Source organism: Streptomyces sp. NPDC050147 (assembly GCF_040660195.1).
Lineage (GTDB): Bacteria > Actinomycetota > Actinomycetes > Streptomycetales > Streptomycetaceae > Streptomyces.
Window position 1 is genome coordinate 39,537 of the sequence record NZ_JBFALJ010000017.1, and the last position, 25,413, is coordinate 64,949.

The window sequence follows — 25,413 nt, forward strand, 5'->3', positions numbered from 1 at the left end:
TGCTGGGAGCCTGTGAGCCAGGCACGACCGGAACGGAACGCTCGGTGAAACGGATCCACTTCACGGCCCAGGACATCGCGCGGACCCGTTTGGGTTCGACGATCGGTGCGGCGGCGGAGACCCTCGACAGCCTCAAGCTCCTCAAGGAACGAGACATACGACGCGCGTTCGGCCCGTGGCGCGCGTCGCTGGGCAACCGCCTGGCTGACCGGCTGGGGCCGCTGACCGCGCTGATGCCCGCACATGGGCCTGCCGTCGACGTGGTGAGTCTCGCGGGAGACTCCGCTTCGATCGAGGAGGCGGTGCAGACCCTCGTCGCAGCCCCCCGCGCCTTGCTGCGCGCCGAACTGGAACACATTGCGTTCGACCGGGAGCACCTCCCGTGGGCGAGGCTGCTGGCCGACGGCGATCGCGAGACCGTGCAAAACCTTGCCTCGGCGCTGCGGGCCTGCCACGGCGTGACGGTCGCACCCCACTGGCAGCGCATCCGGTCTCATCTGGCGGCGGTCCGCTCCGCATACGCGCGCACGCTCAGCGAGGGGGGAGTGGAGCAGCTGCTCGCCACGCTCCCCGGGCCGATGCTGCGCTGGCAGCCACCCGTCCTGGAAATGAGCCACCCGCGGGACGGGGATGTCTACCTGAACGGGCGGGGCCTGGTGATCACACCCACGATGTTCTCCTCCCCGCAGGTGGAATTGCTGGTGGCTCCCTTGGATCCCGCCCTGGCACCGGTCCTGGCTGTGCCCGCCGTGACCGCCGCGGGCGACGCGGAGGCGGCGAGAGCCCTGTGGCAGACCGGCGGGCACGGCGGTGGGTCGTTGGGCGACCTGCTGGGGCACACCAGGGCGCAGACGCTGGAGGCGACGGTCGGCGGATGCAGCACGCTGGAGCTGGCCCGTCGACTCAACGTCTCGCCGGCAGCGGCGAGTTACCACGCCAAGGTGCTGCGCAACGCCCATCTGATCACCACTACCCGTGACGGCAAGGCCGTGCTACACGCTGCCACGTCACTGGGGATCACCCTCCTGGAGTCCCACGCCCAGCTCGGCTGACAGGACAGGGCCTCCTCCAAGCTGAGCGGCGCCCCTGGCAGGCGGGGGACTCTGCCTGACAGGCGGGCGGCGTGCAGCCCCCCGCGCTGCACGCCGTACCTCCTGGCACATCCTTGCCGAGGCGGCAGGGGCGCGGCCATGTATTCACCGGTGATCGAAACCATCCGCGCTGCGAGTCTCAAGGCTCGGCACCCGTACGACGATGCCGACGGAGGGGAGATCGTTTCGAGCACGGTCGAAAAGTTGGACGCCTGCGTACGGCAGTGAAGATCCTCGTCCCGTCGCACTCTGTTCGGGAGGTACAACCATGAGGTCTCTTTACACGTCAGCGTCAGCTATACGAATCCGCGGGGCGGCCGTCTGTCTGGCAGCCGTGGCAACGCTCGGGCTCTCCGTGACCGCAGGCTCCGCCCACGCCCAGGAAGCCCCCGTACCGAAGCCTCGGGCACGGGCAAAAGGGGCAGGCCATCACCGTCCACTGCACCGGGAACCCTTGGTGGTACATCACCAACAGGGCCACAGGCGTCGTTGGTTGGGTGTACTGGCCGGGCAACGTCCTGATCGACTTCGGAGCGGGGAACCCTCCCAACTGCTAGAGGGGCTCACCAACTGCTGCAAACGGCAGGCGGGTATGGGGGACACCCGGCACGCCCGGGACGCCCACGAGCCCGGGATCCCAAACGGGTGAGGTGAGGGCGGGAGACGATCCGGTCCTCACCTCAAGTACGTGGCTCTGACGCCTGCTTGCTTGCGGCAGACCTCAGCTCGCCGCTGCCTCCCGCGCCCGACGCGCCGCCTGGACCGCCCTCTCCTCGGTGGTGGCGTCTGGCTCGCGGGTCTGCTGTATCGATGCTGAGGCACGATCGAGATGTCCGAAGTTCGAGTTCGGTGGTCTGGGAGTGTCGAGAATGGGCCACCGGCTCCGTCCCAGGGACATCAGCGGCCACCACCGGCCGCACGAGGAAGAAGGAGAAACCAGCATGGCGATTCAGCGGATGGACAACGTCGGCATCGTCGTCGAGGACATGGATGCCGCCGTCGCGTTCTTCGTGGAACTCGGTATGGAGCTGGAGGGCAGGGCGCAGGTCGAGGGCCTCGTCGCCGACCAGTGCACCGGACTCGACGGCGTCCGCTGTGACATCGCGATGGTCCGCACCCCGGACGGTCACAGCCGGCTCGAGCTGGCGAAGTACCGCAGCCCCGCGGCGATCAGCGCCGGGCCGCGCAACCAGCCGCACAACGTTCTGGGCACGCATCGCGTCATGTTCGCCGTCGACGACATCGAGGACACCGTTGCCCGCCTGCGCCCTCACGGCGCCGAACTCGTCGGGGAGATCGCCCGGTTCGAGGACAGCCATCTGCTCTGCTACCTCCGTGGCCCGGAGGGCATCATCGTCGGACTGGCCGAGCAACTGCGCTGAGAAGGAGGAAGCGGCAGCCGAACGAGATCTTCGAGCTTCTGACCCGCCCGACCGGTCAGGAGCCGCTGCCCCGTGACGTGACCCGCCTCGCCTACGTCACCAAGGACGGACCCGCGCAACGTACCGATCGCCTACATGCGGAACGGATCGCACATCGTCGTGTGCATGGCGCATGGCACATGGTGAGGGTGCTTGATTGCGGTCCGGGCGTTGGGGTGCGGCGCGGGTCAATCAGCGTGATGGCGGTGATCACGACGGTCGGCCGTCAGGGCTGCGGACGACGCGCCCGGTACGGCTCGGGCAGGGTCAGTGAGAGCCTTGCTGCAGTGCCGCCGACGACAGCCCCTGGCACGCCTCAGCCCCGCTGTACGCGGTCATCCGGCGTCCTCTCCCGTCCTGCAAAAGGAACTCAGACTCCATGATCACCGGGGTCGCGCATCCGGCCTTCGCCCGCGCTCTCTCGAGGACCCGTCTCGTGCCCGCGAGGGGCAACGTTCGCTGTGTCGGCGACTTCAGCAGGCGTTCGTCGGCGGCGTGGGGGGCGCGTCAGATCAGCGGGAGCAATCGTGCCTGGAGTCAGGCGTCCATGCGCTCCTCCAGGCGGATGGTCACGGTGTCTCCTTCGTCCTTGCCGATCGCCTTACGCACGTCCGCCTTCACAGGCAGCTTGTGCCTGCCGTCCCCCAGCGCCATGAACGAACTGTGGAACGGATGGCCGTCGATCGTGCCCCGGACCTTCACCAGGCCGCGGGTGCCGAAGAACTCAGCCGAGTCGGGCCACACGACGTAGGTCCAGCCGCCCTTGTTCGGGCTCCTCTGCAGGGTCGCGGTGAATTGCTTGTCCATCATGGATACCACCTGTTCAGGAGCTTTCGACGAGAATGAGGTCGTTGCCGTCCGGATCACGCACGGCGAACATGGGCGGCACGGAAGGTCCCATGCGTAGCACTGCCGCATCCGCATCGATACCGCGTGCGCGAAGCTCCGCGTGGTCGGCGTCGGCGTCCCGGGTCGTCAGACGGATGCCGACCGGGAGCCCTTCGGGAACGAGCGCGACAGTCGTCGTCGCTCCAGGCGGGGCCACCTCGATCCAGCGCCCGCTGCCGAAGGGCACGTCCCGGCGTACTTCGAAACCGAGCTCACCGACATAGAACTCGAGTGCCTTCTGCTGGTCGGTGACGCGAACCCCGACTGTCGCCACCTGTGTGATGTGGGTGTTCTTGCTCATACCCTGCCTCCGCTTTGTTGGCGTTCACCAGGTCAGACGGAGGCAGGCGGTAAAACTCATCGCTGGCCATGAATGACGTCGACGCGGAGCGGCCCCCGGGGGCCAGGCAAATTTGGACTTCACGACATGCTCGCTGGTTGTGGGGCCCAGCATCTTTGGTGTGCGCAGCAAGCGCCAGCGGGTGAGCGATGCGGACTGCGTAACGCCGTCACCAGCGGTGGTCGGGCCGTCCAGCGGCAGCCATCGGGGTCCGCCCGGGGATGAGTGCACGCTTGAGAACCTGCCTTCAGCGGCCGATGCTCTTGGCGTGCGGGGAAGCCATTGCAAAGGCGTGTCGGCCGCCGGATCGGTTGCCGGGTGGGTCTGAGACCCTTGTCCTCATGAGCACACCGCCAGAGGGATTGCCTGTCTACCGGGTCATTACCGGCCCAGACGATGCCGCGTTTTGCCGACGTGTGAGTGAAGCGATGGATCTCGGCTACGAATTGCACGAAGGCCCCGCCGTCACCTTCAACGGTGAGAGGGTCATCGTCGCCCAGGCCCTGGTGTGGCGGGGCCTGTCTGGTCTGGCCGAGCCTCCCGCAGCAGCGGTGAGGCGCCGCTGAGCGTGCCTCGCGCTCCTCTCCGCTGCCCTGCCCGCACACGGCGGAGCCTGTCGCCCCCCGGGCCGCCCAGATGGCTCGCTCCTGTCCGCCCGCAGGGTGGTGGGGGATGGTCACATCGAGTGGTCCCGCCGCCCATGTCTTGACCTCAACCTCAGCCTCAGCGTCGATTCCGTTCGTACCGGTGGTCTGGGGCTTGGGGCTCCGGCTACGGGGTGTGACTTCGCCTCGCCCACGCTCGCCTGGTGGCCTTCTCAGCTGAGTGGTGTGGAGCGGTGCGGGGGAGGGATGTTGGGCAACAGGTCCCACAGCGGCCGGGAGCCCGCCGCCCAGTGCGCCACCACTGTGCGGTCGGCCAGGTGCATGCGCAGCTGTCTGGCCAGCGGGGCGCACCGGGTGGAGAAGCGTCCGTTGGTCACCACCAGCACCACGTCGGCGCCGTAGAGCTGCCGGGCCGTGCCGTTGACCCGCTGCAGATCGGGTGTGCCCACCGGCGAGCCCTGCGCCCCGTTTTTGCGGTGCTTGCACTGAATGACCCACGTGCGGCCCTGCGGGTCCGTCGCCAGCACGTCCGCACCGTTGTCGCCTGCGCCACCGATCTGGCGCGCATCGGCGCAGCCGTCCCGGCGCATCAGGTCGCGCACCGCGAACTCGAACTCCCGGTGGTGCAGTGAGTCGATCTGTGAGAGCTCATAGCGCAGTGCCTGGCGCCGCACGTCTGCCCATATGGCCTGTTGCCGCCGTTGATACAGGACGCCCGCGCCCGCCACCGTGGCCACCCCGGCCAAAACGATCAGCACCCACCAGTGCGCGAGCAGCCAGTTGACGAGCACGAGCACCGCGGCGCCTCCCGCGAGGAGCGCGAGGAGCTGAGCCTGCTGGCGCTGCTGCCGCTTGGTCGGCCGCCGTCGACGACGACGCCGCTGTACGGGCGGACGCCGCGTCACCGCGCACCGTCCTGAGGAGTGAAACGGATCGGGTAGGAGACCGATGGTTCGGGCTCCTGCTTCTGCACTTCGCCGCTGTCCGGGAACGTGACCGGATACTGCGCTGTCTGACCCGGCCGGGAAGAACGGTCCGTGTACGGCCTGACAAACGGCATGTGCTGCCCCCTCTTTGTCCATGCTCCCAGCCCAACCGCCCATACTTGCAGCCACCACTGACAACCGGTCAGGCCTCGATCACGCCAAGTCAGGAGCAGCCAGACGTACCGGGCGCAGGTCGCAATCGGTGCCCCCGGCGGGCCGCCCTGGCGCAGGGCGGAGAAGCGAACTTGGGCGCAGGCAGCGGGAGATGAAGCAAGGGTTCCGTCACCGGTGGTCAGTGAACCCTGGAATCGCCTCAAGGGCGCGGTTGTCAGACCCCGTTGCTACGTTCGAGCCGTTCGAAATCATCCACGCCAAGGAGCATCAGATGGGATCGCAACTCAACCCGTGCCTCGCCTTCAACGGGAACGCACGGCAGGCGATCGAGTTCTATCAGAGCATTCTCGGCGGCCAGCTGGACATGGGCACCTACGCCGAATACGGCTCGCCGGACGTGCCTCACCCAGCCAAGATCATGCATGCCACGCTTCGCACCCCGGACGGCTACACGCTGATGGCGTGGGACGTCCGTGAAGAGATGCCGCACACCCCGGGCAACAACGTTGCGGTCTTCCTCGACGGCGACGACGCCAAACTCCGCACCTATTTCGAGAGGCTGTCCGTCGGAGGCACGGTGACGCTGCCCCTCGAGAAGCAGTCATGGGGTGACGAGGCCGGTTCGCTCGTCGACCAGTTCGGGATCACCTGGATGGTCAACATCGCCCTGTAACCCAGGTAGGTAGGCAGGTAAGGGGGGCGGCGGTTCGCTCCCGGGGTTGAAGACAAGCTCTTGTTTTCTTGACTCAGCGTTCCTCGTACGGGTCCGATGGTTCGGTGATCGCACGGACCGTCGTGGCGTCCAGTACCGGGGGCCAGGACGCCGCAGACCCCAGCTCGCCCCGCGGGTGCCAGGTGCCCGTCACCGTGACCCATGTGTCCGTCTCCGGCGCCCCCGCGCCGCGGACCTCCGCCTTGATCGCGGTCGCGTCGGCCGCGCAGCAAGCCACCCGCAATCGGGTCACGTACCAGGTGTCGCCGTCGCCCCGGGTGACGAAGCCGGTGAGCCGCACCGTGCGGTCCCGCAGCGAGTACCCGCTGTCGTAGGCGGCGCGTGAGCCGAACTCGGCCAGACTCAGCTCCACGGGGTCACCGGCCGGCAGCGCGGGGAACGCACCGACGTGCTCCTCGGCGCGCTGGGCCTCCTCCCGGGCCGCGCTGTAGGAGCCCAGCGCCGGCGGAGGAAAGCAGAGCAGGGCGACGGCGGGGAGAGTGAGCAGCCAGGCGATGCGCGGACCGCCCGGGTGAGAGTGACCAGGGTGCGGTTCACTGTCGGCCGGGTGTTCGTGCCCGTCGGCGCCGGGGGTGCCCGTCCGTGCCGCTCGCGCGGTCAGAGCGACCCGTACCAGACCGAGCAGTCCCAGCAGCGCCCCGGAGACGATCAGATAGGGCCGCAGCCCTGCCTGGACGTACCGGAGATAGAGATCGCTGAACAGCGAGATGCGCAGCACTGCGGCGCCGACCAGCAGCAACAGCACCGCGGGACCGTACCGCCTCACAGCAGCCACCACCCTACGAACACGCTGCTCGTCACCGCGGCCACCCAAGTGACGGACGAGAACCGGAGGGCGAAGTCCCGCCCGAACGTGCCCGCCTGGAGGGCGAACAGTTTGAGGTCGACCATCGGGCCGACCACCATGAACGCCAGCTGGGCCACCGGTCCGAACCCGCTCAGTGACGCGGCTACGAAGGCGTCCGCCTCGCTGCACACGCACAGCACCACGGCGAGCAGCGCCAGGAGCAGCACCGATACCCACGCGGATGCCGTGAAGACGTCCACCAGCGAGCGTGGGACGGCGATGTTGAAGGTGGCCGCCGCGGCTGCGCCCAGCACCAGGAAGCCTCCGGCGTGCAGGAAGTCGTGCTGCACCCCGGCGACGAAGGAGCCCGCGCGGGAGGCACCGGAGTCGGTCGCCGGCCTCGTCGGCAGCCGCAGCCACTTGGTGCGGCCGTAGCGCGCCCACAGCCAGCCCATCGTCACGGCGGTGACGAGCGAGGCGACGAACCGGGCCACCACCATCATCGGTTCACCGGGGAACGCGAGGGATGTGGCGACGAGCACGACAGGGTTGATCGCGGGCGCGGAGAGCAGGAACGCGAGCGCGGCGGCCGGGGCGACCCCGCGCCGAATGAGACTGCCGGCCACCGGTACGGAGGCGCACTCGCACCCGGGCAGCACCACCCCTGCCGCGCCCGCTACCGGGACGGCGAGGGCGGGGCTGCGCGGCAGCAGGCGGGCGAAGATCCGATCGGGTACGAGCGTGCCGACGGCCGCGGAGACCAGCGCGCCGAGCAAGAGGAAGGGAACGCCCTGGACGACGACGGCGGTGAACACCGTCCACCAGGCCGCGACGGGCGGTGTGTAGAGATCGAGCGCGAGCATCGGCCCGAGGACGCCGGCGACCGTGACGATCGTGAGGAGCGCGAAACCGCCAAGCAGGATGTGCACACAGGCCCGCACGGCCAAGCGCACGACATCGGCGGCGTCGCGCTGCCGCCCCGCGTACTTCTGATCGCTCATGTCACTCGCTTCACCCATCGGTGCCCACCGTGCCCGGTCTGCCGGGAGCCGTCGGCGCGTTGATCACGCAGTGCCGGGCCCGGACAGCTTAGTGAGGCGGTTCGTGACGCCTACGGGCAGAGTTCTCGAAGTCCTGTGAATCCCGCCAACGCCCCCGGGACGCACGGTGGTGGTGTAAACGCGCCGGACGCTACCGGTCCGCTCCAGCGCTTCAGCCGCTTCAGGCAGGCTGCCAGATCCGGGACAGGGCCGTAACAGTGAGAACCTGCTCGGGCGGGCCCTGGCCCGCCAGCCGCCCGTCGCTGAGGAGCAGGCAGGTGTCGGCCGCGCGGGCGGCCTCCAGGTCGTGCGTGGCCTGGACGACGGTCGTGCCGTCGGCGACCAGGTCCGCCAGCAGGACCGTGATCCGCTCGCGAGCCTCGGGGTCGAGTCCGGTGGTCGGTTCGTCCAGGAGCAGCAGATCGGACTGCTGGGCGAGGCCCTGTGCGATCAGGACGCGCTGGCGCTGCCCGCCGGACAGTTCGCCGAGCTGCCGGGCGGCGAGGTCGGCGACGCCCAGTCGCTCCATCGCGGAGTCGACCACGGCCCGGTCCTGGCGGGTCAGCCGCCGCCACAGCCCGCGCTCGCCCCAGCGGCCCATCTCCACGGTCTGCAGCGCGGTGAGGGGGAGTGCGTCGCCGACGGCGCCGCGCTGCGGGATGAAAGCCGGCGGACGGCCCTCCGCGTACCGGAGCTGCCCGGATGTGGCATCGATCACGCCGGCGAGAACGCCGAGCAGCGTCGACTTCCCGCTCCCGTTCGGTCCGACGAGTGCCGTCATGGTCAACGCCCTGATGTCGGCGGTGAGTTGACGGAGAACGGGGCGGCCCGGGTAACCCGCGTCCAAGTCGGTGATGCGAACGCGCTGGTGGCCCGTCTCGGCGTCGGGAGGTCCCGGGCGTTGTTTTTTGAACATGATTGTCATTGTAGTGTCATCGCATGGAGTGGTTGACGGCCCCTTTCGAAGTGGCCTTTGTGCAGCGTGCCTTGTGGGCCGGGATTCTGGTGTCGGCGATATGCGCCCTCGCGGGGACGTGGGTGGTGCTGAGGGGGATGGCCTTTCTCGGTGACGCCATGTCCCACGGCCTGCTGCCGGGCGTCGCGGTCGCCGCGCTGCTGGGAGGCAATCTGCTGGTGGGGGCGGTGGTGAGCGCGGCCGTCATGACCGCGGGCGTCACCGCCCTCGGCCGCACTCCGAGGCTGTCCCAGGACACCGGCATCGGCCTGCTGTTCGTCGGCATGCTGTCGCTCGGCGTCATCATCGTGTCGCGCTCGCAGTCGTTCGCCGTGGACCTCACCGGCTTCCTCTTCGGCGACGTCCTCGCCGTACGCGAGAGCGATCTGGGCCTCCTCGGGATGGCACTGCTGCTGGCACTGGTCGTCTCGATGCTCGGTCACCGTGCCTTCCTCGCGCTGACGTTTGACGAGCGCAAGGCCAGGACGCTCGGTCTGCGCCCCCGTCTCGCGCACGCCGTGCTGCTCGGTCTGCTGGCCCTGGCCATCGTGGCGTCCTTCCACATCGTGGGAACGCTGCTCGTCCTCGGCCTGCTCATCGCCCCACCGGCGGCCGCCCTCCCCTGGGCGCGCAGCGTGCGTGGCGTCATGGTCCTGGCCGCGGTCCTCGGCGCGACCGCCACCTTCGGCGGCCTGCTGCTGTCCTGGCATCTGAGCACCGCGGCCGGCGCGACGGTGTCGGCCCTCGCCGTCAGCCTCTTCTTCCTGTCCCACTTGGCGTCCGGGATCCAGCACCGACGCCGCGCGGCTCTTTCCCGACCCGCCGCCATCCCCGCGAACGCCCTCACGACCCGACCGAACGAAACCTGAGGCGATCTCCTTGTTCGTCCGAAGAAACGTCATATCCCTGCCGACGGCACTCCTGTCCGCGATCCTGCTGACCGCGGGTTGCACCGGCCAGGACGACGACCCCAAGCCCGCATCGGGAAGGGCCAACTCTCCCGCCACCCCCCACGGCTACGTCGAAGGCGCCACCGAGGCGGCCGAGCAGCAGTCCCGGCTTCTCCTGGCCGACAGCGCCACGGGCGAGACCCGCGTACTGGACCTGCTCACCGGCAAGGTGCACGAGACGGCACGCAGAGCGCAGGCCACCGGACTCACCACGGACGGCCGCTTCGGCTACTTCCACGGCACCGACAGCACGCATGTCCTCGACAGCGGCGCGTGGATGGTCGACCACGGGGATCACCTGCACTACTACCGAGCGAAGATCCAGGAGGTCGGCGAACTCCCCGGCGGCAACGGCACGAGCGTCCGCAGTGACGCGGGCGTGACCGTGGTGACGGGCGCGGACGGGAAGGCGGGTGTCCACCCCCGCGCCGACCTGGAGAAGGGCGCGACAGGCACGTCCGCCGGCCTTCCCGGCACCTACGCCGGGGCCGTGGTGCCGTACGAGGAACACCTCATCGCCCTCACGGAGGACGGGGACGGCCCCGCGAAGGTGAGGGTGCTCGACCGGTCGGGCAAGCGTGTCGCCTCTCCGGCGTCCGAGTGCGAGGACCCGAAGGGTGACGCGGTCACCCGGCGGGGGATCGTCCTCGGCTGCGCCGACGGTGCCCTGCTCGTCCACGAGGACGACGGCGCCTTCAGCGTCGAGAAGATGCCGTACGGCGAGGACGTGCCGGAGAGGGAGCGGGCCACGGAGTTTCGGCAACGTCCCGGCAGCAGCACGCTCACCGCACTCGCAGGGAAGGACGCCGTCTGGGTCCTGGACGTGACCGAGCGTGCCTGGACCCGGGTCGAGACCGGCCCCGTGATCGCCGCGAACACCGCGGGCGAGGGTTCGCCGCTGGTCGTTCTGGAGACCGACGGAGCCCTCCACGGCTACGACATACCCAGCGGCAAGGAGACCGCGGTTACGGACCCCCTGCTGGAGGACGTCTCCAGCGCCGCCCCCGGTAAGGCCGCGGCAGCGGTGATCGAGGTCGACCGCAGCCGCGCCTACCTCAACGACCCGTCGGGCAAGCGCGTGTACGAGATCGACTACAACGACGGCCTCCGTGTCGCCCGCACGTTCGACCTGGACGTCAGGCCGTCCCTGATGGTGGAGACGGGCCGATGAGCGTGCGCGTGGGAGCGGCGCGGCTGCGCGCCCTGGCGCTGACCCTGGTCAGCTTCTGCGTCCTCGCCGGTACGGTGACCGGCTGCGTGAGCGGTGACGACGACCGGCCCCGGATCGTGGTGACCACCAACATCCTCGGTGACATCACCCGGGAGATCGTCGGGGACGAGGCCGACATCAGCGTCCTGATGAAGCCCAACGCCGACCCGCACTCCTTCGGCCTGTCGGCCGTGCAGGCCGCCGAACTGGAGAACGCGGACCTGGTCGTCTACAACGGGCTCGGGCTGGAGGAGAACGTACTGCGGCACGTGGAGGCGGCCCGCGCATCGGGTGTGGCCACCTTCGCGGCCGGCGAGGCGGCCGACCCGCTCACCTTCCACACCGGGAACGAGGGCGGTCCGGCAGAGGAGGCCGGAGAGCCCGACCCGCACTTCTGGACCGATCCCGACCGTGTGCGCAAGGCCACCGGCCTGATCGCCGACCAGATCGTCGAGCACGTGGACGGCGTGGACGAGAAGGCCGTCCGGGGCAACGCCGAACGCTACGACGGACAACTCGCCGACCTCACCGACTGGATGGAGGAGTCCTTCGCCGCTGTCCCGCAGGACCGGCGCGCCCTGGTGACCAACCACCATGTCTTCGGGTACTTGGCCGACCGCTTCGGTTTCCGCGTGATCGGCGCGGTCATTCCCAGCGGCACGACACTCGCCTCCCCGAGCTCCTCCGACCTGCGCTCCCTCACCCGGGCCATGGAGAAGGCCAAGGTACGCACCGTCTTCGCCGACTCCTCCCAGCCCACCCGGCTTGCCGATGTCCTGCGCCAGGAGATGGGCGGCGACGTGGACGTCGTCTCGCTGTACTCCGAGTCGCTGACCGAGAAGGGCAAGGGCGCCGGCACCTACCTGGAAATGATGCGCGCCAACACCTCGGCCATGGCCGAGGGTCTCGCCGCCTGAACCAACCCACCCCGCGGGCCGGCCGGGACCGAACGCCGGCCGCCCCACCCCTGAAACCCGCCCCGCACGGGGCCGGAGAGGAAACACACGCGATGAACAAGCCGACGCGCGCCAGAACGCTCACGGGCACGGCCCTCGCCCTGGTGGCATCGATGGCGCTGACCGCCTGCGGCGGCAACGACGGCGCCTCGTCCGACGCCGAGCCGAAGCAGAAGAAGAGCAGCGAAGCCGCTGCGGTCGACAACCCGCTGGTCGCCTCCTACGACGGGGGACTGTACGTCCTCGACGGCAAGACCCTGAAGCTGGCGAAGACGATCGAGCTGCCCGGCTTCAACCGGGTCAACCCGGCGGGCGACGAGGACCACGTTTTCATCTCCACCGACAGCGGCTTCCGCGTTTTCGACGCCGCCCGGCAGACCTTCACGGACGCCGAATTCAAGGGAGCCAAGCCCGGCCACGTCGTACGGCACGCCGGCAAGACGATCCTGTTCACCGACGGTACCGGCGAAGTGAACGTCTTCGATCCCGCCGAACTCCGGGACGGCGCCAAGCCGCAGACCCGCACCTACAAGTCCGCCAAGGCCCACCACGGTGTCGCGATCGAGCTGTCCAACGGGGAACTCGTCACCACGCTGGGCACCGAGGAGAAGCGCACCGGAGCCCTCATCCTCGACAAGAAGAACAAGGAGATCGCCCGCGCCGAGAACTGCCCGGGTGTGCACGGCGAGGCCGCGGCCAAGGACGAGGTGATCGGACTCGGCTGCGAGGACGGCGTCCTGCTCTACAAGGACGGCAAGTTCACCAAGGTCAAGGCCCCCGACAAGTACGCCCGGACCGGTAACCAGGCAGGCAGCGACGCCTCGCCGATCCTCCTCGGCGACTACAAGACCGACCCCGAGGCGGAGTTGGAACGGCCCACCCGCATAGCGCTGATCGACACCCGCACCGCGAAGATGAAGCTGGTCGACCTCGGCACCAGCTACTCCTTCCGCTCGCTCGCCCGCGGCCCGCACGGCGAGGCCCTCGTCCTTGGCACCAACGGCGTCCTTCACGTCATCGACCCGGAGACCGGCAAGGTGGAGAAGAAGATCGACGCGGTCGGCGACTGGACGGAGCCCCTGGACTGGCAGCAGCCCAGGCCCACCCTGTTCGTCCGCGACCACACGGCCTACGTCTCCGACCCGGGCAAGCGCCAACTGCACGCCTTCGACCTGGACTCGGGTGAGAAGCTGAGGTCCGTGACCCTGCCGAAGGGCACCAACGAACTGTCCGGCACGGTGGCCGGTCACTGACCGGTCCTCTCCGGAGCGCTCTTCACGGGACGCCCGCCGACCTTTTGTCGGGGGGCGTCCCGCACTGCCGTAGCGGGGGATCACGCGAGCGTCGCGAAGGCCCTGCGGGCGGAGTCGCCGGCTGTCAGGGCAGGCGCAGGAGGTTGAGCCGGTAGCCCTCGACCTGGGGGAGGCGTTGCGCGGTGAGCGCGGAGACCATCTGCCGGTAGGGGAGCGGCAGCTCGGACAGCAGGGGACCGGGAAGGCTGGTGAGGGTGTGTGACGCCAGTACGCCGATCCCGGGCCGCCAGTTGGCCAGTCCGGCCGGGTCGGGGCAGTACCAGTGCATGCGGGCGTCGACCTTGCTGAGGGCGTCGTGCTGTTCCTGGGTGTCGAAGAAGCCGAGGCCGGCGGTGTCGAGGGCCAGGAGAGAACCGGGGAAACGGTCGGCGAGCAGATCGACGACCCGGCGCACATCGGGCTCGTGCAGGTAGGGCAGTACGGCCTCCGCGACGAACAGGCAGGGCCCGACGGTGCGCGAGGCCACCTCGGTGGCCCATGACTCGTCCGTCACCGAGGCCGCGATCATCGTCCGGCGCGGGGTGTCCGTGAAGAAGCGGCTGCGCAGGGCGATCGCGTCGGGCAGGTCGAGTTCGAACCATCGGGCGCGGCCGTTGTCCACGCGTTCGTAACGCGTGTTGAGCCCGGTGCCGATCTCGACCACCGTCGCGTCGGGGTGCTTGGCCAGGAAGTCCGTCACCCATCGGTCGAACAGGAGGGTGCGCAGCAGTACGCCGGTGAGGCTGGGGAGGTCGTCGAAGCGTCCGAAGTCGTAGTCGATCGCGGCGACGATCTCTTCGGCCCGGGTGTCCCGCAGCAGGGCGTGTTCCTTGCGGTTCTCCACCGCGCGGGCGTACAGCGGGATGAGGAGTGTCTCCTGCACCGTTCCCAGGTGCGGTCTTTCCTTCTCCATGAGCGGCCTCCCTGACACGGGTGTGTACCGGGCCGGGCGGTGCCGTGGCTGCGACCACCGACCGGCCCGGAGCCTCAGTGCCCCGTCACGGTGGTGAGGGGGTCGTGCTCGTGCGCACAGCTCTCGTCGAAACCGTAGGTGTCCCAGGCGGGGAAAGGGTCGGCGGCGGGCGGAGCTTCGTCTTCCCGCATGAGGCAGTCGGTCAGGGCCGCCCGCAGGGTTTCCGCGTCCAAGTGAGTGCCGATGAAGACGAGTTCCTGGGCATGAGGGCTGTCGGTGTCGCGCGCGGAGGAGGGTTCGAAGCGTGCCACGGAACCGGCCTGGGACCACAGTCCCGTCACACGCGGCCGACTGGCCAGCGTGAAGAAGCCCTTGGACCTGAGAACCTGCCCGTGCACGCCGCTGTCCAGTGCCCCCGTCACGAACGTCCACAGCCGCCCGGGGTGGAAAGGCGTCGCGGAGCGGAAGACGGTCGAGGAGATGCCGTACTCCTCCGTCTCGGGAACATGGTCGCCGTTGAGTTCCCTGACCCAGCCCGGCGCCTGTTGCGCCCGCTCCAGATCGAAGCGGGCGGTGCCAAGGACCTCTGCGACCGGCACGCGACCCCGCACAGCCGGCACGATGTGGGCGGCGGGATTGAGGCGGGCCAGGGTGGCCCGCAGCCGGTCGGCGGACGCGGAGTCGACGAGGTCGAGCTTGTTGAGGACGATGACGTCGGCGAATTCGATCTGGTCCATCAACAGATCGCTGACCGTGCGTTCGTCGTCCTCGTACTGGTCCAGGCCCCGTTCGGTCAGTTCGTCGCCGCCGGCCAGTTCGGGCAGGAAGTTGGCGGCGTCCACGACCGTGACCATCGTGTCCAGCCGGGCGATCTCGCCGAGGGTGGTGCCGTCGTCGCGGGCGAAGGCGAAGGTGGCGGCCACCGGCATGGGCTCGGAGATGCCGGAGGACTCGATGAGGAGGTAGTCGAAACGCCCCTCGCGCGCCAGCCGGTCCACCTCTTCCAGCAGATCGTCGCGCAGGGTGCAGCAGATGCACCCGTTGACCATCTCGACCAGGCGTTCCTCGGTGCGCGACAGTGCCGCATCGCCGCCGCGCACCAGGTCGGCGTCGATGTTGACCTCGCTCATGTCGTTGACGATGACGGCGACGCGCAGGCCCTCGCGGTTGGTGAGGACATGGTTGAGCAGGGTGGTCTTGCCGGCACCGAGAAAGCCCGACAGGACGGTGACGGGAAGGCGCGGCGAGGGGATCTGAGTCATGCAGGGCTCAGCCTTCGGGGCGGAGCAGGCCGCGCTCGTACGCCTTGGTGAGCCGCTGCGGGACGCGGTAGGAAACCCCGTCCACCGTGACCGTCACCAGCGGAGGCGTCGAGGCCTTCCACTGTGCGCGGCGGTGCCGGGTGTTGCTGCGCGACATCTTGCGTTTGGGCACGGCCATGAGGACCTCCGGTGCGATCGGTGAGCGCGACAGACGATACATGAAAATGGATGTCATTACGATTGACGCTTTCACGTAACTGGGTGCATCGCGCTCGGTGCCGCATGTGGTCACGCGTCGAAGGCCCCCAGCCGGTGCGCGATGGCCGCGGCTTCCCCGCGGCCAGAAGCGTTCAGCTTGGCCAGGATGTGGGAGACATGCACGCTCGCCGTCTTCGGCGAGATGAACAGTGCCTCCGCGATCTGCCGGTTGCTCCGCCCGGCGGCGACCAGCCGCAGCACTTCTTGCTCGCGGAAGGTGAGTCCCAGTGCCGCCGCCGGCGTCGGGGGCGGGGCAGCCTCCCCGTCGTCCTGTGTCAGCGGGATCCGAGCGCGGTCCGCCAACGTGCTGATCTCCCTGGAGAGCGGCGCCGCGCCCAGCTCACGTGCCGCCGCGTCGGCCTGTCGCAGCAGCTCACCGGCCGTTTTGCGGGAGCCGGTGCCACCCTGGGTGATCAGCGTCTCCGCGAGCCGCAATCGGGCGGTGGCCAAAAGCACCGGGGCCTGCAGCTGCTCGATGGCGTCCAGCGCCTGCGTCCATCGGAGGGTTGCGTCGTCGCCCTCGGCGGTGAGTAGTTCGGCCTGGATCATCTGGGCCTGCGCGGCCCACAGCGGCGCGAAATCGGGCTGGCCCTTCATGGCGTCGCGGATTCGCCGCACCGCTGCTGCGCGCCCCGGCCCGGCCACCGCGAGCCGGGAGGCTCGTGCCTCCGCCGCCGCGGCTTCGTACAACAGCGGCCAGCCGTATCGCTGGTGGCCGGGGGCGGTGGCATCACCGACGGCTGTCTCCAGCAGGGAGCGAACGTCCAGGATCCGGCCGTCGGCGGCCGCCAGCGCGATGGTGATCCGGGTCACGGCCAGGGTGTGCTGGAGCTCCGGACGGGGGCCGGCGGCCCAGCTGTCGGCCTCATCGAGCAGGCGCAGGGTTTCGTCGTACGCGCCCCGGGCCAGGGCCAGTTCGGCCCGCTGCTCGGCTATCTGCCCGCGCGTCCGCAAGCTCGCCCCGCGGCGGCCGGAGGCCCGGTCGAGCGCTTCGTCGGCGTCGGCCCAGCGGCCGAGCTGGATGAGGGACTCGGCGAGGTTGCAGTCGATGAACGAGGCGGTGTCCGGCAGCCCGTACCGCTCGGCGAGCTCGCTTCCCTCCTCGGCGACTTCGACGGCCTCGATGTAGCGGCCAAGGCCGTGCAGCGCCGTGGACAGGTTGCCGAAGCCGCGCAGCAGGACGTTGGCATTGTCGGGCTTCAGTTCTCGGGCGCACACCTCGCGGGCCAGCTCGAGCCCGGCTTCGACGTCGCCCGAGTGGATGGTGAGCCAGGCCAGGGTGTGTCGCGCGGTAAGACCGGCGGTCTCGGCGCCCGTCGTACGGCAGGCTTCCACGGCCCGCTCCGCGATCTCGATCGCCTTCGGCCCCGGCTGGTGCACCACGTACCAGTGCGCCGCATGCGTCAGCACATAGGCGTGTACGACGGACGGGGGCAGGCCCTGGAGCAGCTTCTGGGCTTGGGAGATCTCATCCCAGCCGTCCGAGCGGGAGAGGTCGCGCATCAACTGGTAGCGCTCGGTCCACAACCAGGCGGCCCGCAGCGGGTCGGCGCCCTCCAGCTCGCGCAGCGCCCGCTTGCAGATCGTGAGCGCTCGCTCCTGCTCTCCTGTCAGGCGCGCGGCGACGGTGACAGCAGCGAGCAGGTCCACGAAGTCGCCGGCCATGTCCAGGGACATGGCCGGACAGAGGCCGTCGTCGACGCTCTGTCGCATCGCCTGGCGGCGCAACTCCTCAGGAACGTCGTCCCACAGCTCCAGGGCCTGCTCCAGCAGGTGGTGCTGCTCGGCGAACGCATGCCGGCCGCGGGCCGCGCCTGCTGCGGCGAGCACAGCGGGCAGGGCGTTGGCGGGGTCGCGGGCGTTGAACCAGTAGCCGGCAAGGCGTCCGGCTCGCTCCTCGGGCCGTACGAGCGTGGGGTCGGCCTCCAGCGCATTGGCGTAGCGACGACTGAGCCGCGAGCGCTCGCCGGGCAGCAGGTCACCGGCCACGGCCTCGCGCATCAGGGCATGGCGGAAACGGAAGGACTCGCCTTCGTCGGAGGGCTGCAGGACGGCCGCGCCGACGGCGGTACGCAGGGTCTCGATCAGCTCGTCCTCGGCCAGACCCGCCACGGCGGCCAGCAAACGGAACTCCACGTCGGAGCCGCCCTCGGCAGCAGTCCGCACCACGCGCTGTACTGCCTCCGGCAGCGCCTCGACCCGGACCAGCAGCAGGTCGCGCAGTGAGTCGCTGATGCCGCCGGGAGAACCCTCGCGAATGCTGCAGGCAAGCTCCTCGACGAAGAACGCGTTGCCCTCGGAGCGTGCGAAGACACGGTCAAGGATTTGCTCGGTCGGGGCCTCGCCGTGGAGGGCGGCGAGCTGGCGGCGCACTTCGGCGCGCTCGAAGCGGGGGAGTTCAAGGCGGTTGACGGTGCGCAGCCGCTCGTACTCGGCGAGGGCAGGCCGCAACGGGTGGCGGCGGTGCAGGTCATCGGCGCGGTAGGTGGCGACGATGAGCAGGCGGCTGTCGGTGAGGGAACGCAGCAGGTAGCTGAGCAGCTCTCGGGTCGAGCGGTCGGCCCAGTGCAAGTCCTCCAGGGCCACGACGAGAGTCCGGCCCGCGGAGAGCCGCTCGAGGAGGCGGACGGTGAGCTCGAAGAGCCGGGCACGACCGTCGGTTTCGGGTCGGCCTCCGTCCATGTCACCGAGCTCGGGCAGGAGTCGGGCGAGCTCGCCTTCCTGGCCGGCGACTGCGGCGTCCAGCTCCGCGCCGAGCTGTCGGCGCAAGGAGCGCAGAGCGGCGGAGACGGGATGGTACGGCAGGGCGTCGGCGCCGGTTTCCACGCAGCCGCCAAGGGCGACGACGGCCCCGCCTGAGGTGGCCCGGCCGAGGAACTCCCGAAGCAGCCGGGTCTTGCCCACACCGGCCTCGCCGCCCAGGAAGACGGCGCCGGGCTCCCCGGCGTCCGCCCGGGACAAGGCATCACCGAGGGCGGCCAGCTCGGCGCTCCGGCCGACGAAGAAGGGGCTTGTATGGCTACTGTGCACAGCGCTGAGCATGGCATCTCGTACGAGGTGGGGGACAGCGGGTTCGATGTCGGCGGAGTGCCGGCGCGGCTGAGCGCGTCACTTTTGATCCGCGGCCGGGCTAGCCGAAGATGAGCTCAACTTTCTCGACCGCGCCCCCATCTGAGAGCATGTGAGGGGCAACTGCCTTACTGGGCGGACCAGTTGATGTCCTGGCGCTATCGCCAAGTGGTATCGGTGCGGGCGGGCCCCGCTGTCCCGATACTCGTCCCGACCACGGGCCGCACTCGAAGGCCTCCGGTCCCGGGACCCCGGGCATCCCCGTGCCCGAAAGTTCCCGGCCGCCTTGGCCGTCCAGGCCACCGGACACCCAAAAAGGGACTCACCCCCATGAACAGATCCCGCAGCAGATTCCTCGCCGTCCTTGGCGCCGCCGCTCTGGTCGGCTCGCTCGCCGCCCCGACGGCGTTCGCGGCGCCCGACACGGCCACGCTCCCCTCCACGAACGTTACGTCGGCGTATGAGGGCTCCGCCGAGAACGAGGCCGCCAACCGGCAGTTCTTCGACGCCGTCTTGAAGTCGGCGCTGAAGAAGCAGGCGGCGCAGCCGGGCATCCAGGTCGTCACCGTCCGCTACCGCACGAGCCGGGCGCCCAGCTTCCGCAGCCAGATAGCGCAGAGCACGCAGATCTGGAACTCCTCCGTCAGCAACGTGAAGCTCCAAGAGTCCAGCACGAGCGCCGACTTCGAGTACCGCGAGGGCAACGACTCGCGCGGCTCGTACGCCTCCACCGACGGGCGCGGCCACGGCTACATCTTCCTGGACTACCGGCAGAACCAGCAGTACAACTCCACGCGGGTGACGGCTCATGAGACGGGTCACGTGCTGGGTCTGCCCGATCGCTACTCCGGCCCGTGCAGCGAGTTGATGTCCGGCGGTGGTCCTGGCCCGTCCTGCACCAACGCCTACCCGAACGCGCAGGAGCGCCAGCGGGTCAACAGCCTCTGGGCCAGGGGGATCGCCACCCTGAAGGACAAGGGTGAGCTGACCAAGGTCCGCTGACCGGGCACGCTACCGACGGGCGCACCGTCACCTCGACCTGTGCCCCATGCCCCATGGCCCGTGCCTCGCGTCCCGGCTTGCTTCGGCCGGGCCGCGGGTTGTCGGGGCAGGGGGCATGGGGCACGTCGGCAGGTGTGGTTGGTGTCAGTCCCTGCGGTACTGCGCGGGCGACCCCTTCGTGTCCTCGTCCTCGTAGGACCCAACCTTGCCGCGGTCCACATGGAAGGTGGTCAGCGTGCTGATGGGCGAGTGCGGGTCGCGGCGGTCATCGATGACTCGCATGTGTGCGCTGAACCGCTCTGGCGTCACCTCGTACACGTCGTAGCCGTACCGGTTGCCCTCGAAGTACTTCAGGTGCGGATTGGCCTTGCCCATCAAGGGGCCGTTGGCCGCGTTCCAGTCCGCGGAGTAGGCGCCGGATGTCACCGAGTGCGCGGTGAACTCCGTGCCCACCAAGGGAGATTGTGGCTCGTCGAAGTCCGTGCGGACGTCGTCGACGAACGCCGAGTGCCAGTCACCGGTGATGACGACCAGGTCCTCCAGGCCGCTGTCATGCACGTGCCCGAGGACCTCCTTGCGCTCGGCGAGGAAGCCGTCCCACTGGTCGGTGAACATGTACGAGCCGCCAGGACGGCCTCTCAGCTGGCTCAGCATGATGGAGTTGGCCCATATGTGCCAGGCGTCGGGGGCGCGGTCGACGGTTTCCTTCAGCCACGTCTTCTGCTCAGCGCCCAGGATCGTGCCGTCGGGCAGATTCTGCGCCGTACGGTACGAGCGCAGGTCGAGGATGGCCAGTTCCAGCAGGTCGCCCCAGCGCCGCACCCGGTGGATCTCGGGGTCGGGCAGCGCGGACCCGCCGAAGGAGTCGCGGTGCGGCATGTGCTCGAACCACGCCTGGTAGGCGGCCGCGCGGCGCCGCATGAACGGGGCTCCGCCGCCGGTGCCGCTGTAGTCGTTGACGACCTCGTGGTCGTCCCAGGTCAAGAACCACGGATGGGCGGCGTGCGCCTCGCGGAGCGATTTGTCACCCTTGTAGAGAGCGTGCCGCTTGCGGTAGTCGGCGAGCGTGAGGATCTCCGGACCGTCGTGGTCCCGCACGTGCTCCTCGGGTACGCCGCCGACCTGGCCGTGCTCGTAGATGTAGTCGCCGAGATGGACGACGAAGTCGACGTCCTCGCGGGCGATGCCGCGGTGGGCGGCGTAGAAACCGTCGTGGAACGCCTGGCAGTTGGCGGCCGCGAAGGTGACCTTGGAGACACGGCCGCGCGGCGCCGTCTTCGTACGCCCCACGCGGGACGTCTTACCGAGCGCCTTGAACGCGTACCAGTAGTGTCGGCCGGGGGCGAGGCCGCTCACCGGGACGTGCACGCTGTGGCCGAGCGTCGCCGACGCCGGCGCGGTGCCGCGGGCGACGACGCGGCGCAGCCGGGCGTCCTTGGCGACGACCCACTCGACCTCGACGACCTCGGGAAGTCTCTGCTCGGCGGCGAGCGGTTCGGGAGCGAGTCTGGTCCACAGCAGCACGGAGTGCGGCTGCGGATCACCGGAGGCGACGCCGAGCGTGAAGGGCGCGGGGTCGTACTGGGCCCCCAGGTTCTCGGCGGCCTCGCGGGCCTGCGCCGGGGTGAGGCCCGGGGCCAGCGGCCAGGCGAGGCTGAGCGCGCCGGCGACCGCGGCGGACTTGAGCAGGTCACGGCGGTTGACGGTCATCGGCGGCCTCCGGTGGCGCTGAGGGTGAGGGAAACGGCGTCCGCGTAGCCGTCGTTGGAGGTTCCGCTTCCGCTGCGCGTGAAGACGAGCAGAACCCGCGCCGAGCGGGCGGTGGGCGGCACGGCGGCCTCGGCCGTGCGCTCCAGGAGGCCGGTCTTGCCCTGCCGGTCGGCCGCGCTGAGGGGGCCGAGGACGCTGAGGGCGAGGGGGGTGCCCTTGGCGTCGCGGAACTCCACGGAGAGGCGTGCGCCGTCCTCCTGTCCGGCGAAGCCGCCGAGCCAGCCGGCCAGGGTGTAGCGGACCTTGCCCGCGTCGACGGCGCGGCGTCCGGTCGGACCGCTCCTGGGCAGGTCGATGTCCTGCGTCAGCGCGGTGCGCGGGCTGTTGCCGCCCGAGTAGAAGCGGCTGCCGCGGCGGGCCGGGCCGGGGTCCGACGCGGTCGGGTAGCCGCCGCCGAGACTGTAGGCGATGAGCGCCGGGGCTCCCTGGGTGATTTTCCAGCCTCGGACCTTCGAGACGGGGTCGGCGGTGCCGCCGGTCCCGCTCTCCGCGTCGCCGTTGACGACGAGATTCACGCGCGCCTCCTGTGATCGGTGAGTTGAGCGCGGTCAGCCCACCAGCCCCGCATGAACCAGGAGAAGTATTCTGGCGAATTCTGTTACCGCCGTTACCTGTGGCGGTGTGCCGCCGGAGGAGCCCGCCACCCTCTCGCCCGCCTCGCCTGTGGCGGCGGCGGGCACAGAACTCGTGCATCCGGCGGGTTACCAGGGGCCGTGGTAGAGCAGGCCCAGGATGAGGGCGGCCACCGCGGTGGCCAGGAACGCGATCCCGCCTACGATGTCGCGGGAGCCCACCCGCAAGTGGGCGATGATCGCGCCGACGAAGTACAGCACGAGGCCGGAGGCGGCGAGAGTTCCCAGTAGCGGAACGGCGAGCCCGGCCAGCAGCCCCACGGTGCCCGCTGCCAGCAACGCGCCCAGCACCGGTCCGTACTTCCGAGGTATGCCCTTCATGTCCGCCTGGGCCTTGGGGTACTCATGGCCGATCAGGTAGGTGACGGCGGCGGCACCGTTGAAGACCGCGCCGAGGATGGTGACCGTGACGAAGGCGACGAACACGTTCTCTCCGTTCTTTGGAGACGATGTTGCTGGGCGCCTCGTTGTGGCAACACCACCCGAAGGTGCTGTCGGCGGGGGATGGGATGCTTCCTGTGCGCTGATCATCCCCGTGGTCCGGCTTGCCAGTTGCCTGCTCCTGGTCTTCGCTCCGCCGCTGTCCTCCGCGCTCTCCGGGGCTGCGGTGCCGGCCGCCGGTGCCTCCGTCTACGGGGTCCGGCGCGCGGTGGCCGCACGCACGCCGTGACCCGGTGGCGGTCAGACGGTCATCCGGTCGATCGGCCGGTCGGCGCCGCGGGAGCGGGTCAACGCCCGGCGGCCGAGGAGCGCGGCGCCCAGCCCCAGCGGGACGGCGATGATGGCGCCGACGAGCCCGTTGCCGGTGCCGGGACCGCCGCTGGAGGTGGCCAGGTGCAGCACCGCGAGGGCCGTGCCGGACAGACCCACCGCGATGGCCGAGATCCCGCCGGTGCGCGCGTTGCCGATGCTGAACCGGCCGCGGGCGTGGGCCAGGGCCAGCCAGCCGATAGCCAGGCCGAGCAGCCCTACCCCCAGGGCCAGGTTGGCCCCGGTCCGCCCGTCGCCGATGATCCCGCCCTCGGCGGCCACCACCAGCGCTGCTGAAGCTGCTGAAGCACTCATGCCGCTCTCCTCCTTCTCCGTCGCTGACTGCGAGGTTCGATGCGTCTTGAGCATGCGCGCCGGCCCCCCGCGGATCGTCCAGCAGACGCAGGCACTTTCCACTGCCGCATCCGCGGCATCCGGATACCGCGGATGCGGCAGGGCGGCGCGCCGGTACCACACACGCGGTAGCCGATCGCTCGTCCAAGAGCCGGACTCGCCCACAACCGCACCCGGTTACGGTGCACCCATGGACAAAGGACGGTTCGCTCTCCCGGCCCCGGTCACCGACTGGGCGATCGCCGTGGGCGTGGCGGTGCTGCTGCTGAGCACCGGGCTGTCCGGGCCGACCCCGGCCGGGGGCGGCGAGTTGCCCGGCTACGTGCTGCTGGCGGCCGGCGGGCTGGCGCTGGCCGCGCGCCGCCGGGCACCGCTCGTGGTCCTGGCCGTCACCGGTCTGTCTGCGGTGGGCTGTCTGGCGGCCGGGTTCGAGGTGCTCGCCGTCTCCTACCTGGTCGCCGTCTATGGCGCGGTACGTGCCGGACACCGCGCCGTCGCAGTGGTCGCGTCCGTGGGCCTGTTGGCCGTGCTCCACCTCACCGCCCTTGTCTTCCACGGCGGGCCCGCGCGCGAGGTCGTGGCGCAGGCCCGGAGCACCCTCGAGATCGCCTGGCTGATCGCCGCCTTCGCCGCGGGGGAGGCGGTGCGGCAGGCCGAACGGCGGGCGGACGAAGCCGAGCGCACCCGCGAGGAGGCCGCCAGGCGCCGGGCCGACGAGGAGCGGCTGCGTATCGCGCGGGAGCTGCACGACTCGCTCACCCACCAGATCTCGGTCATCAAGGTGCAGTCCGAGGTCGCCGTCCACGTGGCCCGGCGGCGGGGCGAGCAGGTGCCAGAGCCCCTGCTGGCGATCCACGAAGCCGGCCGGGAGGCGAGCCGGGAACTGCGCGCGACCCTCGAGGCGCTGCGCGACGACGACACTACCCCGCCGCACGGACTCGACCACATCGCAAACCTGGTGGAAGGGTTCCGAACAACCGGCCTGGAGACGACGCTGACGATCGAAGGACATCCGCACGCCGTGCCGGCCGCGGTGGGCCGTACCGCTTACCGGATCGTTCAGGAGTCGCTCACCAACGTCGCCCGGCACGCCGCCGCAACCACTGCGTCGGTGCTCGTCGACTACCGGCCGGGCGCCCTCGCCATCCGCGTCGACGACAACGGAAAGGACACCCCGCACCCCGTGCCGACGCTCGGCCTCGGGCTGCTCGGCATGCGCGAACGCGTCACGGCGCTGGGCGGCCGATTGCGCACAGGGCCGCGCGGCACCGGCGGCTTCACCGTCCAGGCCGAACTCCCCACGAACGGAGCGTCGTGATCCGGGTCCTGCTCGTCGACGACCAGCCGCTCATCCGCAGCGGCTTCCGCGCGCTGCTCGACCTCGAAGACGACATCGAGGTGGTGGCCGAGGCCGCCGACGGCCGAGAGGGCCTGGCGCTCGTCGAGGAGCAGCTGCCCGACGTCGTACTCATCGACATCCAGATGCCCGTCATGGACGGCATCGAAGCGACCCGGCGCATCGCCGCGGACCCGGCCCTGGCCGGCGTGCACGTCGTCGTGCTGACCAACTACGGCATGGATGAGTACGTCTTCGACGCGCTGCGCGCCGGCGCCGCCGGGTTCCTTGTCAAAGACATCGTGCCGGAGGACTTCCTGCACGCCGTACGCGTCGCCGCCCGCGGCGACGCCCTGCTCGCGCCCGCGATCACCCGCAAGCTCATTGACCGGTACGTCACCCAGCCGCCCCCCACTCGCGTCGGCAGCGGGCTGGAGGAACTGACCAGCCGCGAACGCGAGGCCGTCGCCCTGGCCGCACAGGGCCTGTCCAACGACGAGATCGCCGACCGCCTGGTCATCAGCCCGTCGACCGCCAAGACCCACATCAACCGGGCCATGGCCAAGCTCCATGCCCGCGATCGCGCCCAACTCGTAGTCCTCGCCTACGAGTCCGGCCTGGTGACTCCGCGCAACTCCTGACGCCGGCGCGCTGTCGACTGGCCAGGACGCTACGGCGCCTCGTCGCCAAGGGCCTCGC

Annotated in this window: 25 protein-coding genes; 11 read left to right on the plus strand and 14 right to left on the minus strand. The window is 70.0% G+C overall.

All coding sequences use genetic code 11. The features are described 5' to 3' along the window. The first annotated feature begins 44 nt into the window (after positions 1–44). Positions 45–1,052, plus strand: coding sequence for a winged helix-turn-helix domain-containing protein (locus tag AB0I94_RS24865; RefSeq protein WP_363311835.1), 1,008 nt, complete (start codon positions 45–47; stop codon positions 1,050–1,052). A 980-nt stretch (positions 1,053–2,032) separates the two neighbouring features. Further along, positions 2,033–2,473: a VOC family protein gene (locus tag AB0I94_RS24870; protein WP_363311836.1), complete on the plus strand. Its 441-nt coding sequence runs from the start codon at positions 2,033–2,035 to the stop codon at positions 2,471–2,473. Positions 2,474–3,049: 576 nt separating this feature from the next. Here AB0I94_RS24870 and AB0I94_RS24875 read toward each other — a convergent pair. Next, entirely contained in the window at positions 3,050–3,319 is a 270-nt protein-coding gene (locus AB0I94_RS24875) for a DUF1905 domain-containing protein (protein WP_363311983.1), read from the minus strand. A 16-nt stretch (positions 3,320–3,335) separates the two neighbouring features. Further along, positions 3,336–3,701 carry a VOC family protein gene (locus AB0I94_RS24880; protein ID WP_363311837.1) on the minus strand — a complete coding sequence of 122 codons (366 nt, stop codon included), beginning with the start codon at positions 3,699–3,701 and terminating at the stop codon, positions 3,336–3,338. Positions 3,702–4,081: 380 nt separating this feature from the next. Here AB0I94_RS24880 and AB0I94_RS24885 point away from each other — a divergent pair, with 380 nt between their 5' ends. Continuing rightward, complete coding sequence (locus AB0I94_RS24885; protein ID WP_363311838.1) at positions 4,082–4,306, plus strand: DUF1737 domain-containing protein; 225 nt, start codon at positions 4,082–4,084, stop codon at positions 4,304–4,306. 251 nt (positions 4,307–4,557) lie between these two features. On the opposite strand, the gene AB0I94_RS24890 is transcribed toward AB0I94_RS24885, so the two are convergent. Beyond that, complete coding sequence (locus AB0I94_RS24890; protein WP_363311839.1) at positions 4,558–5,250, minus strand: restriction endonuclease; 693 nt, start codon at positions 5,248–5,250, stop codon at positions 4,558–4,560. A gap of 466 nt (positions 5,251–5,716) precedes the next feature. Here AB0I94_RS24890 and AB0I94_RS24895 point away from each other — a divergent pair, with 466 nt between their 5' ends. Beyond that, complete coding sequence (locus tag AB0I94_RS24895; protein ID WP_363311840.1) at positions 5,717–6,118, plus strand: VOC family protein; 402 nt, start codon at positions 5,717–5,719, stop codon at positions 6,116–6,118. Between the two features lie 73 nt (positions 6,119–6,191). On the opposite strand, the gene AB0I94_RS24900 is transcribed toward AB0I94_RS24895, so the two are convergent. The 3 genes from AB0I94_RS24900 to aztA form a co-directional block, all read right to left on the minus strand. Beyond that, positions 6,192–6,944 (minus strand): TIGR03943 family protein, encoded by a 753-nt coding sequence (locus AB0I94_RS24900; RefSeq protein WP_363311841.1) that lies wholly within the window; start codon positions 6,942–6,944, stop codon positions 6,192–6,194. Beyond that, positions 6,941–7,966 carry a permease gene (locus AB0I94_RS24905; protein ID WP_363311842.1) on the minus strand — a complete coding sequence of 342 codons (1,026 nt, stop codon included), beginning with the start codon at positions 7,964–7,966 and terminating at the stop codon, positions 6,941–6,943. Before AB0I94_RS24905 ends, AB0I94_RS24900 begins: the two co-directional genes overlap by 4 nt. A 220-nt stretch (positions 7,967–8,186) precedes the next feature. Continuing rightward, positions 8,187–8,930 (minus strand): zinc ABC transporter ATP-binding protein AztA, encoded by a 744-nt coding sequence (aztA, locus tag AB0I94_RS24910; protein WP_363311844.1) that lies wholly within the window; start codon positions 8,928–8,930, stop codon positions 8,187–8,189. Between the two features lie 14 nt (positions 8,931–8,944). Between aztA and aztB the strand changes: the two genes are divergently transcribed. From aztB to aztD, 4 genes are all read left to right on the plus strand, one after another. Next, the gene (gene aztB / locus AB0I94_RS24915; RefSeq protein ID WP_363311845.1) at positions 8,945–9,829 is read left to right on the plus strand and encodes a zinc ABC transporter permease AztB; all 885 of its coding nucleotides are present in this window, start codon (positions 8,945–8,947) and stop codon (positions 9,827–9,829) included. Positions 9,830–9,839: 10 nt separating this feature from the next. Beyond that, the gene (locus tag AB0I94_RS24920) at positions 9,840–11,081 is read left to right on the plus strand and encodes a hypothetical protein (protein WP_363311846.1); all 1,242 of its coding nucleotides are present in this window, start codon (positions 9,840–9,842) and stop codon (positions 11,079–11,081) included. Then, positions 11,078–12,037 carry a zinc ABC transporter substrate-binding protein AztC gene (aztC, locus tag AB0I94_RS24925; RefSeq protein ID WP_363311847.1) on the plus strand — a complete coding sequence of 320 codons (960 nt, stop codon included), beginning with the start codon at positions 11,078–11,080 and terminating at the stop codon, positions 12,035–12,037. Before AB0I94_RS24920 ends, aztC begins: the two co-directional genes overlap by 4 nt. A gap of 92 nt (positions 12,038–12,129) precedes the next feature. Beyond that, positions 12,130–13,329: a zinc metallochaperone AztD gene (aztD, locus tag AB0I94_RS24930; RefSeq protein WP_363311848.1), complete on the plus strand. Its 1,200-nt coding sequence runs from the start codon at positions 12,130–12,132 to the stop codon at positions 13,327–13,329. Between the two features lie 124 nt (positions 13,330–13,453). Here aztD and AB0I94_RS24935 read toward each other — a convergent pair whose 3' ends face one another. The 4 genes from AB0I94_RS24935 to AB0I94_RS24950 form a co-directional block, all read right to left on the minus strand. Continuing rightward, positions 13,454–14,281, minus strand: a complete 828-nt coding sequence (locus tag AB0I94_RS24935) for a class I SAM-dependent methyltransferase (RefSeq protein WP_363311849.1) — start codon at positions 14,279–14,281, stop codon at positions 13,454–13,456. 74 nt (positions 14,282–14,355) lie between these two features. Continuing rightward, complete coding sequence (locus tag AB0I94_RS24940) at positions 14,356–15,543, minus strand: GTP-binding protein (protein ID WP_363311850.1); 1,188 nt, start codon at positions 15,541–15,543, stop codon at positions 14,356–14,358. Between the two features lie 7 nt (positions 15,544–15,550). Continuing rightward, on the minus strand, positions 15,551–15,721 hold the full coding sequence (gene rpmF, locus AB0I94_RS24945; protein ID WP_363311851.1) for a 50S ribosomal protein L32: 171 nt from the start codon (positions 15,719–15,721) through the stop codon (positions 15,551–15,553). A gap of 110 nt (positions 15,722–15,831) precedes the next feature. Beyond that, the gene (locus tag AB0I94_RS24950; protein WP_363311852.1) at positions 15,832–18,831 is read right to left on the minus strand and encodes an AAA family ATPase; all 3,000 of its coding nucleotides are present in this window, start codon (positions 18,829–18,831) and stop codon (positions 15,832–15,834) included. A gap of 369 nt (positions 18,832–19,200) precedes the next feature. Between AB0I94_RS24950 and snpA the strand changes: the two genes are divergently transcribed. Continuing rightward, positions 19,201–19,872 carry a snapalysin gene (gene snpA, locus AB0I94_RS24955; RefSeq protein WP_363311853.1) on the plus strand — a complete coding sequence of 224 codons (672 nt, stop codon included), beginning with the start codon at positions 19,201–19,203 and terminating at the stop codon, positions 19,870–19,872. 144 nt (positions 19,873–20,016) lie between these two features. Here snpA and AB0I94_RS24960 read toward each other — a convergent pair whose 3' ends face one another. The 4 genes from AB0I94_RS24960 to AB0I94_RS24975 all read right to left on the minus strand — a co-directional run bounded on the left by AB0I94_RS24960 (position 20,017) and on the right by AB0I94_RS24975 (position 23,339). Continuing rightward, positions 20,017–21,582 (minus strand): alkaline phosphatase D family protein, encoded by a 1,566-nt coding sequence (locus tag AB0I94_RS24960; protein ID WP_363311854.1) that lies wholly within the window; start codon positions 21,580–21,582, stop codon positions 20,017–20,019. Then, on the minus strand, positions 21,579–22,157 hold the full coding sequence (locus AB0I94_RS24965) for a phosphoesterase (RefSeq protein WP_363311855.1): 579 nt from the start codon (positions 22,155–22,157) through the stop codon (positions 21,579–21,581). Before AB0I94_RS24965 ends, AB0I94_RS24960 begins: the two co-directional genes overlap by 4 nt. Before the next feature lie 186 nt (positions 22,158–22,343). Next, positions 22,344–22,700 (minus strand): DoxX family protein, encoded by a 357-nt coding sequence (locus AB0I94_RS24970; RefSeq protein ID WP_363311856.1) that lies wholly within the window; start codon positions 22,698–22,700, stop codon positions 22,344–22,346. Positions 22,701–22,955: 255 nt separating this feature from the next. Beyond that, complete coding sequence (locus AB0I94_RS24975; protein ID WP_363311857.1) at positions 22,956–23,339, minus strand: DUF6223 family protein; 384 nt, start codon at positions 23,337–23,339, stop codon at positions 22,956–22,958. A 229-nt stretch (positions 23,340–23,568) separates the two neighbouring features. Here AB0I94_RS24975 and AB0I94_RS24980 point away from each other — a divergent pair, with 229 nt between their 5' ends. Further along, the gene (locus tag AB0I94_RS24980; RefSeq protein ID WP_363311858.1) at positions 23,569–24,696 is read left to right on the plus strand and encodes a sensor histidine kinase; all 1,128 of its coding nucleotides are present in this window, start codon (positions 23,569–23,571) and stop codon (positions 24,694–24,696) included. Beyond that, entirely contained in the window at positions 24,693–25,355 is a 663-nt protein-coding gene (locus tag AB0I94_RS24985) for a response regulator transcription factor (RefSeq protein ID WP_363311859.1), read from the plus strand. Before AB0I94_RS24980 ends, AB0I94_RS24985 begins: the two co-directional genes overlap by 4 nt. Positions 25,356–25,413: the final 58 nt, after the last annotated feature.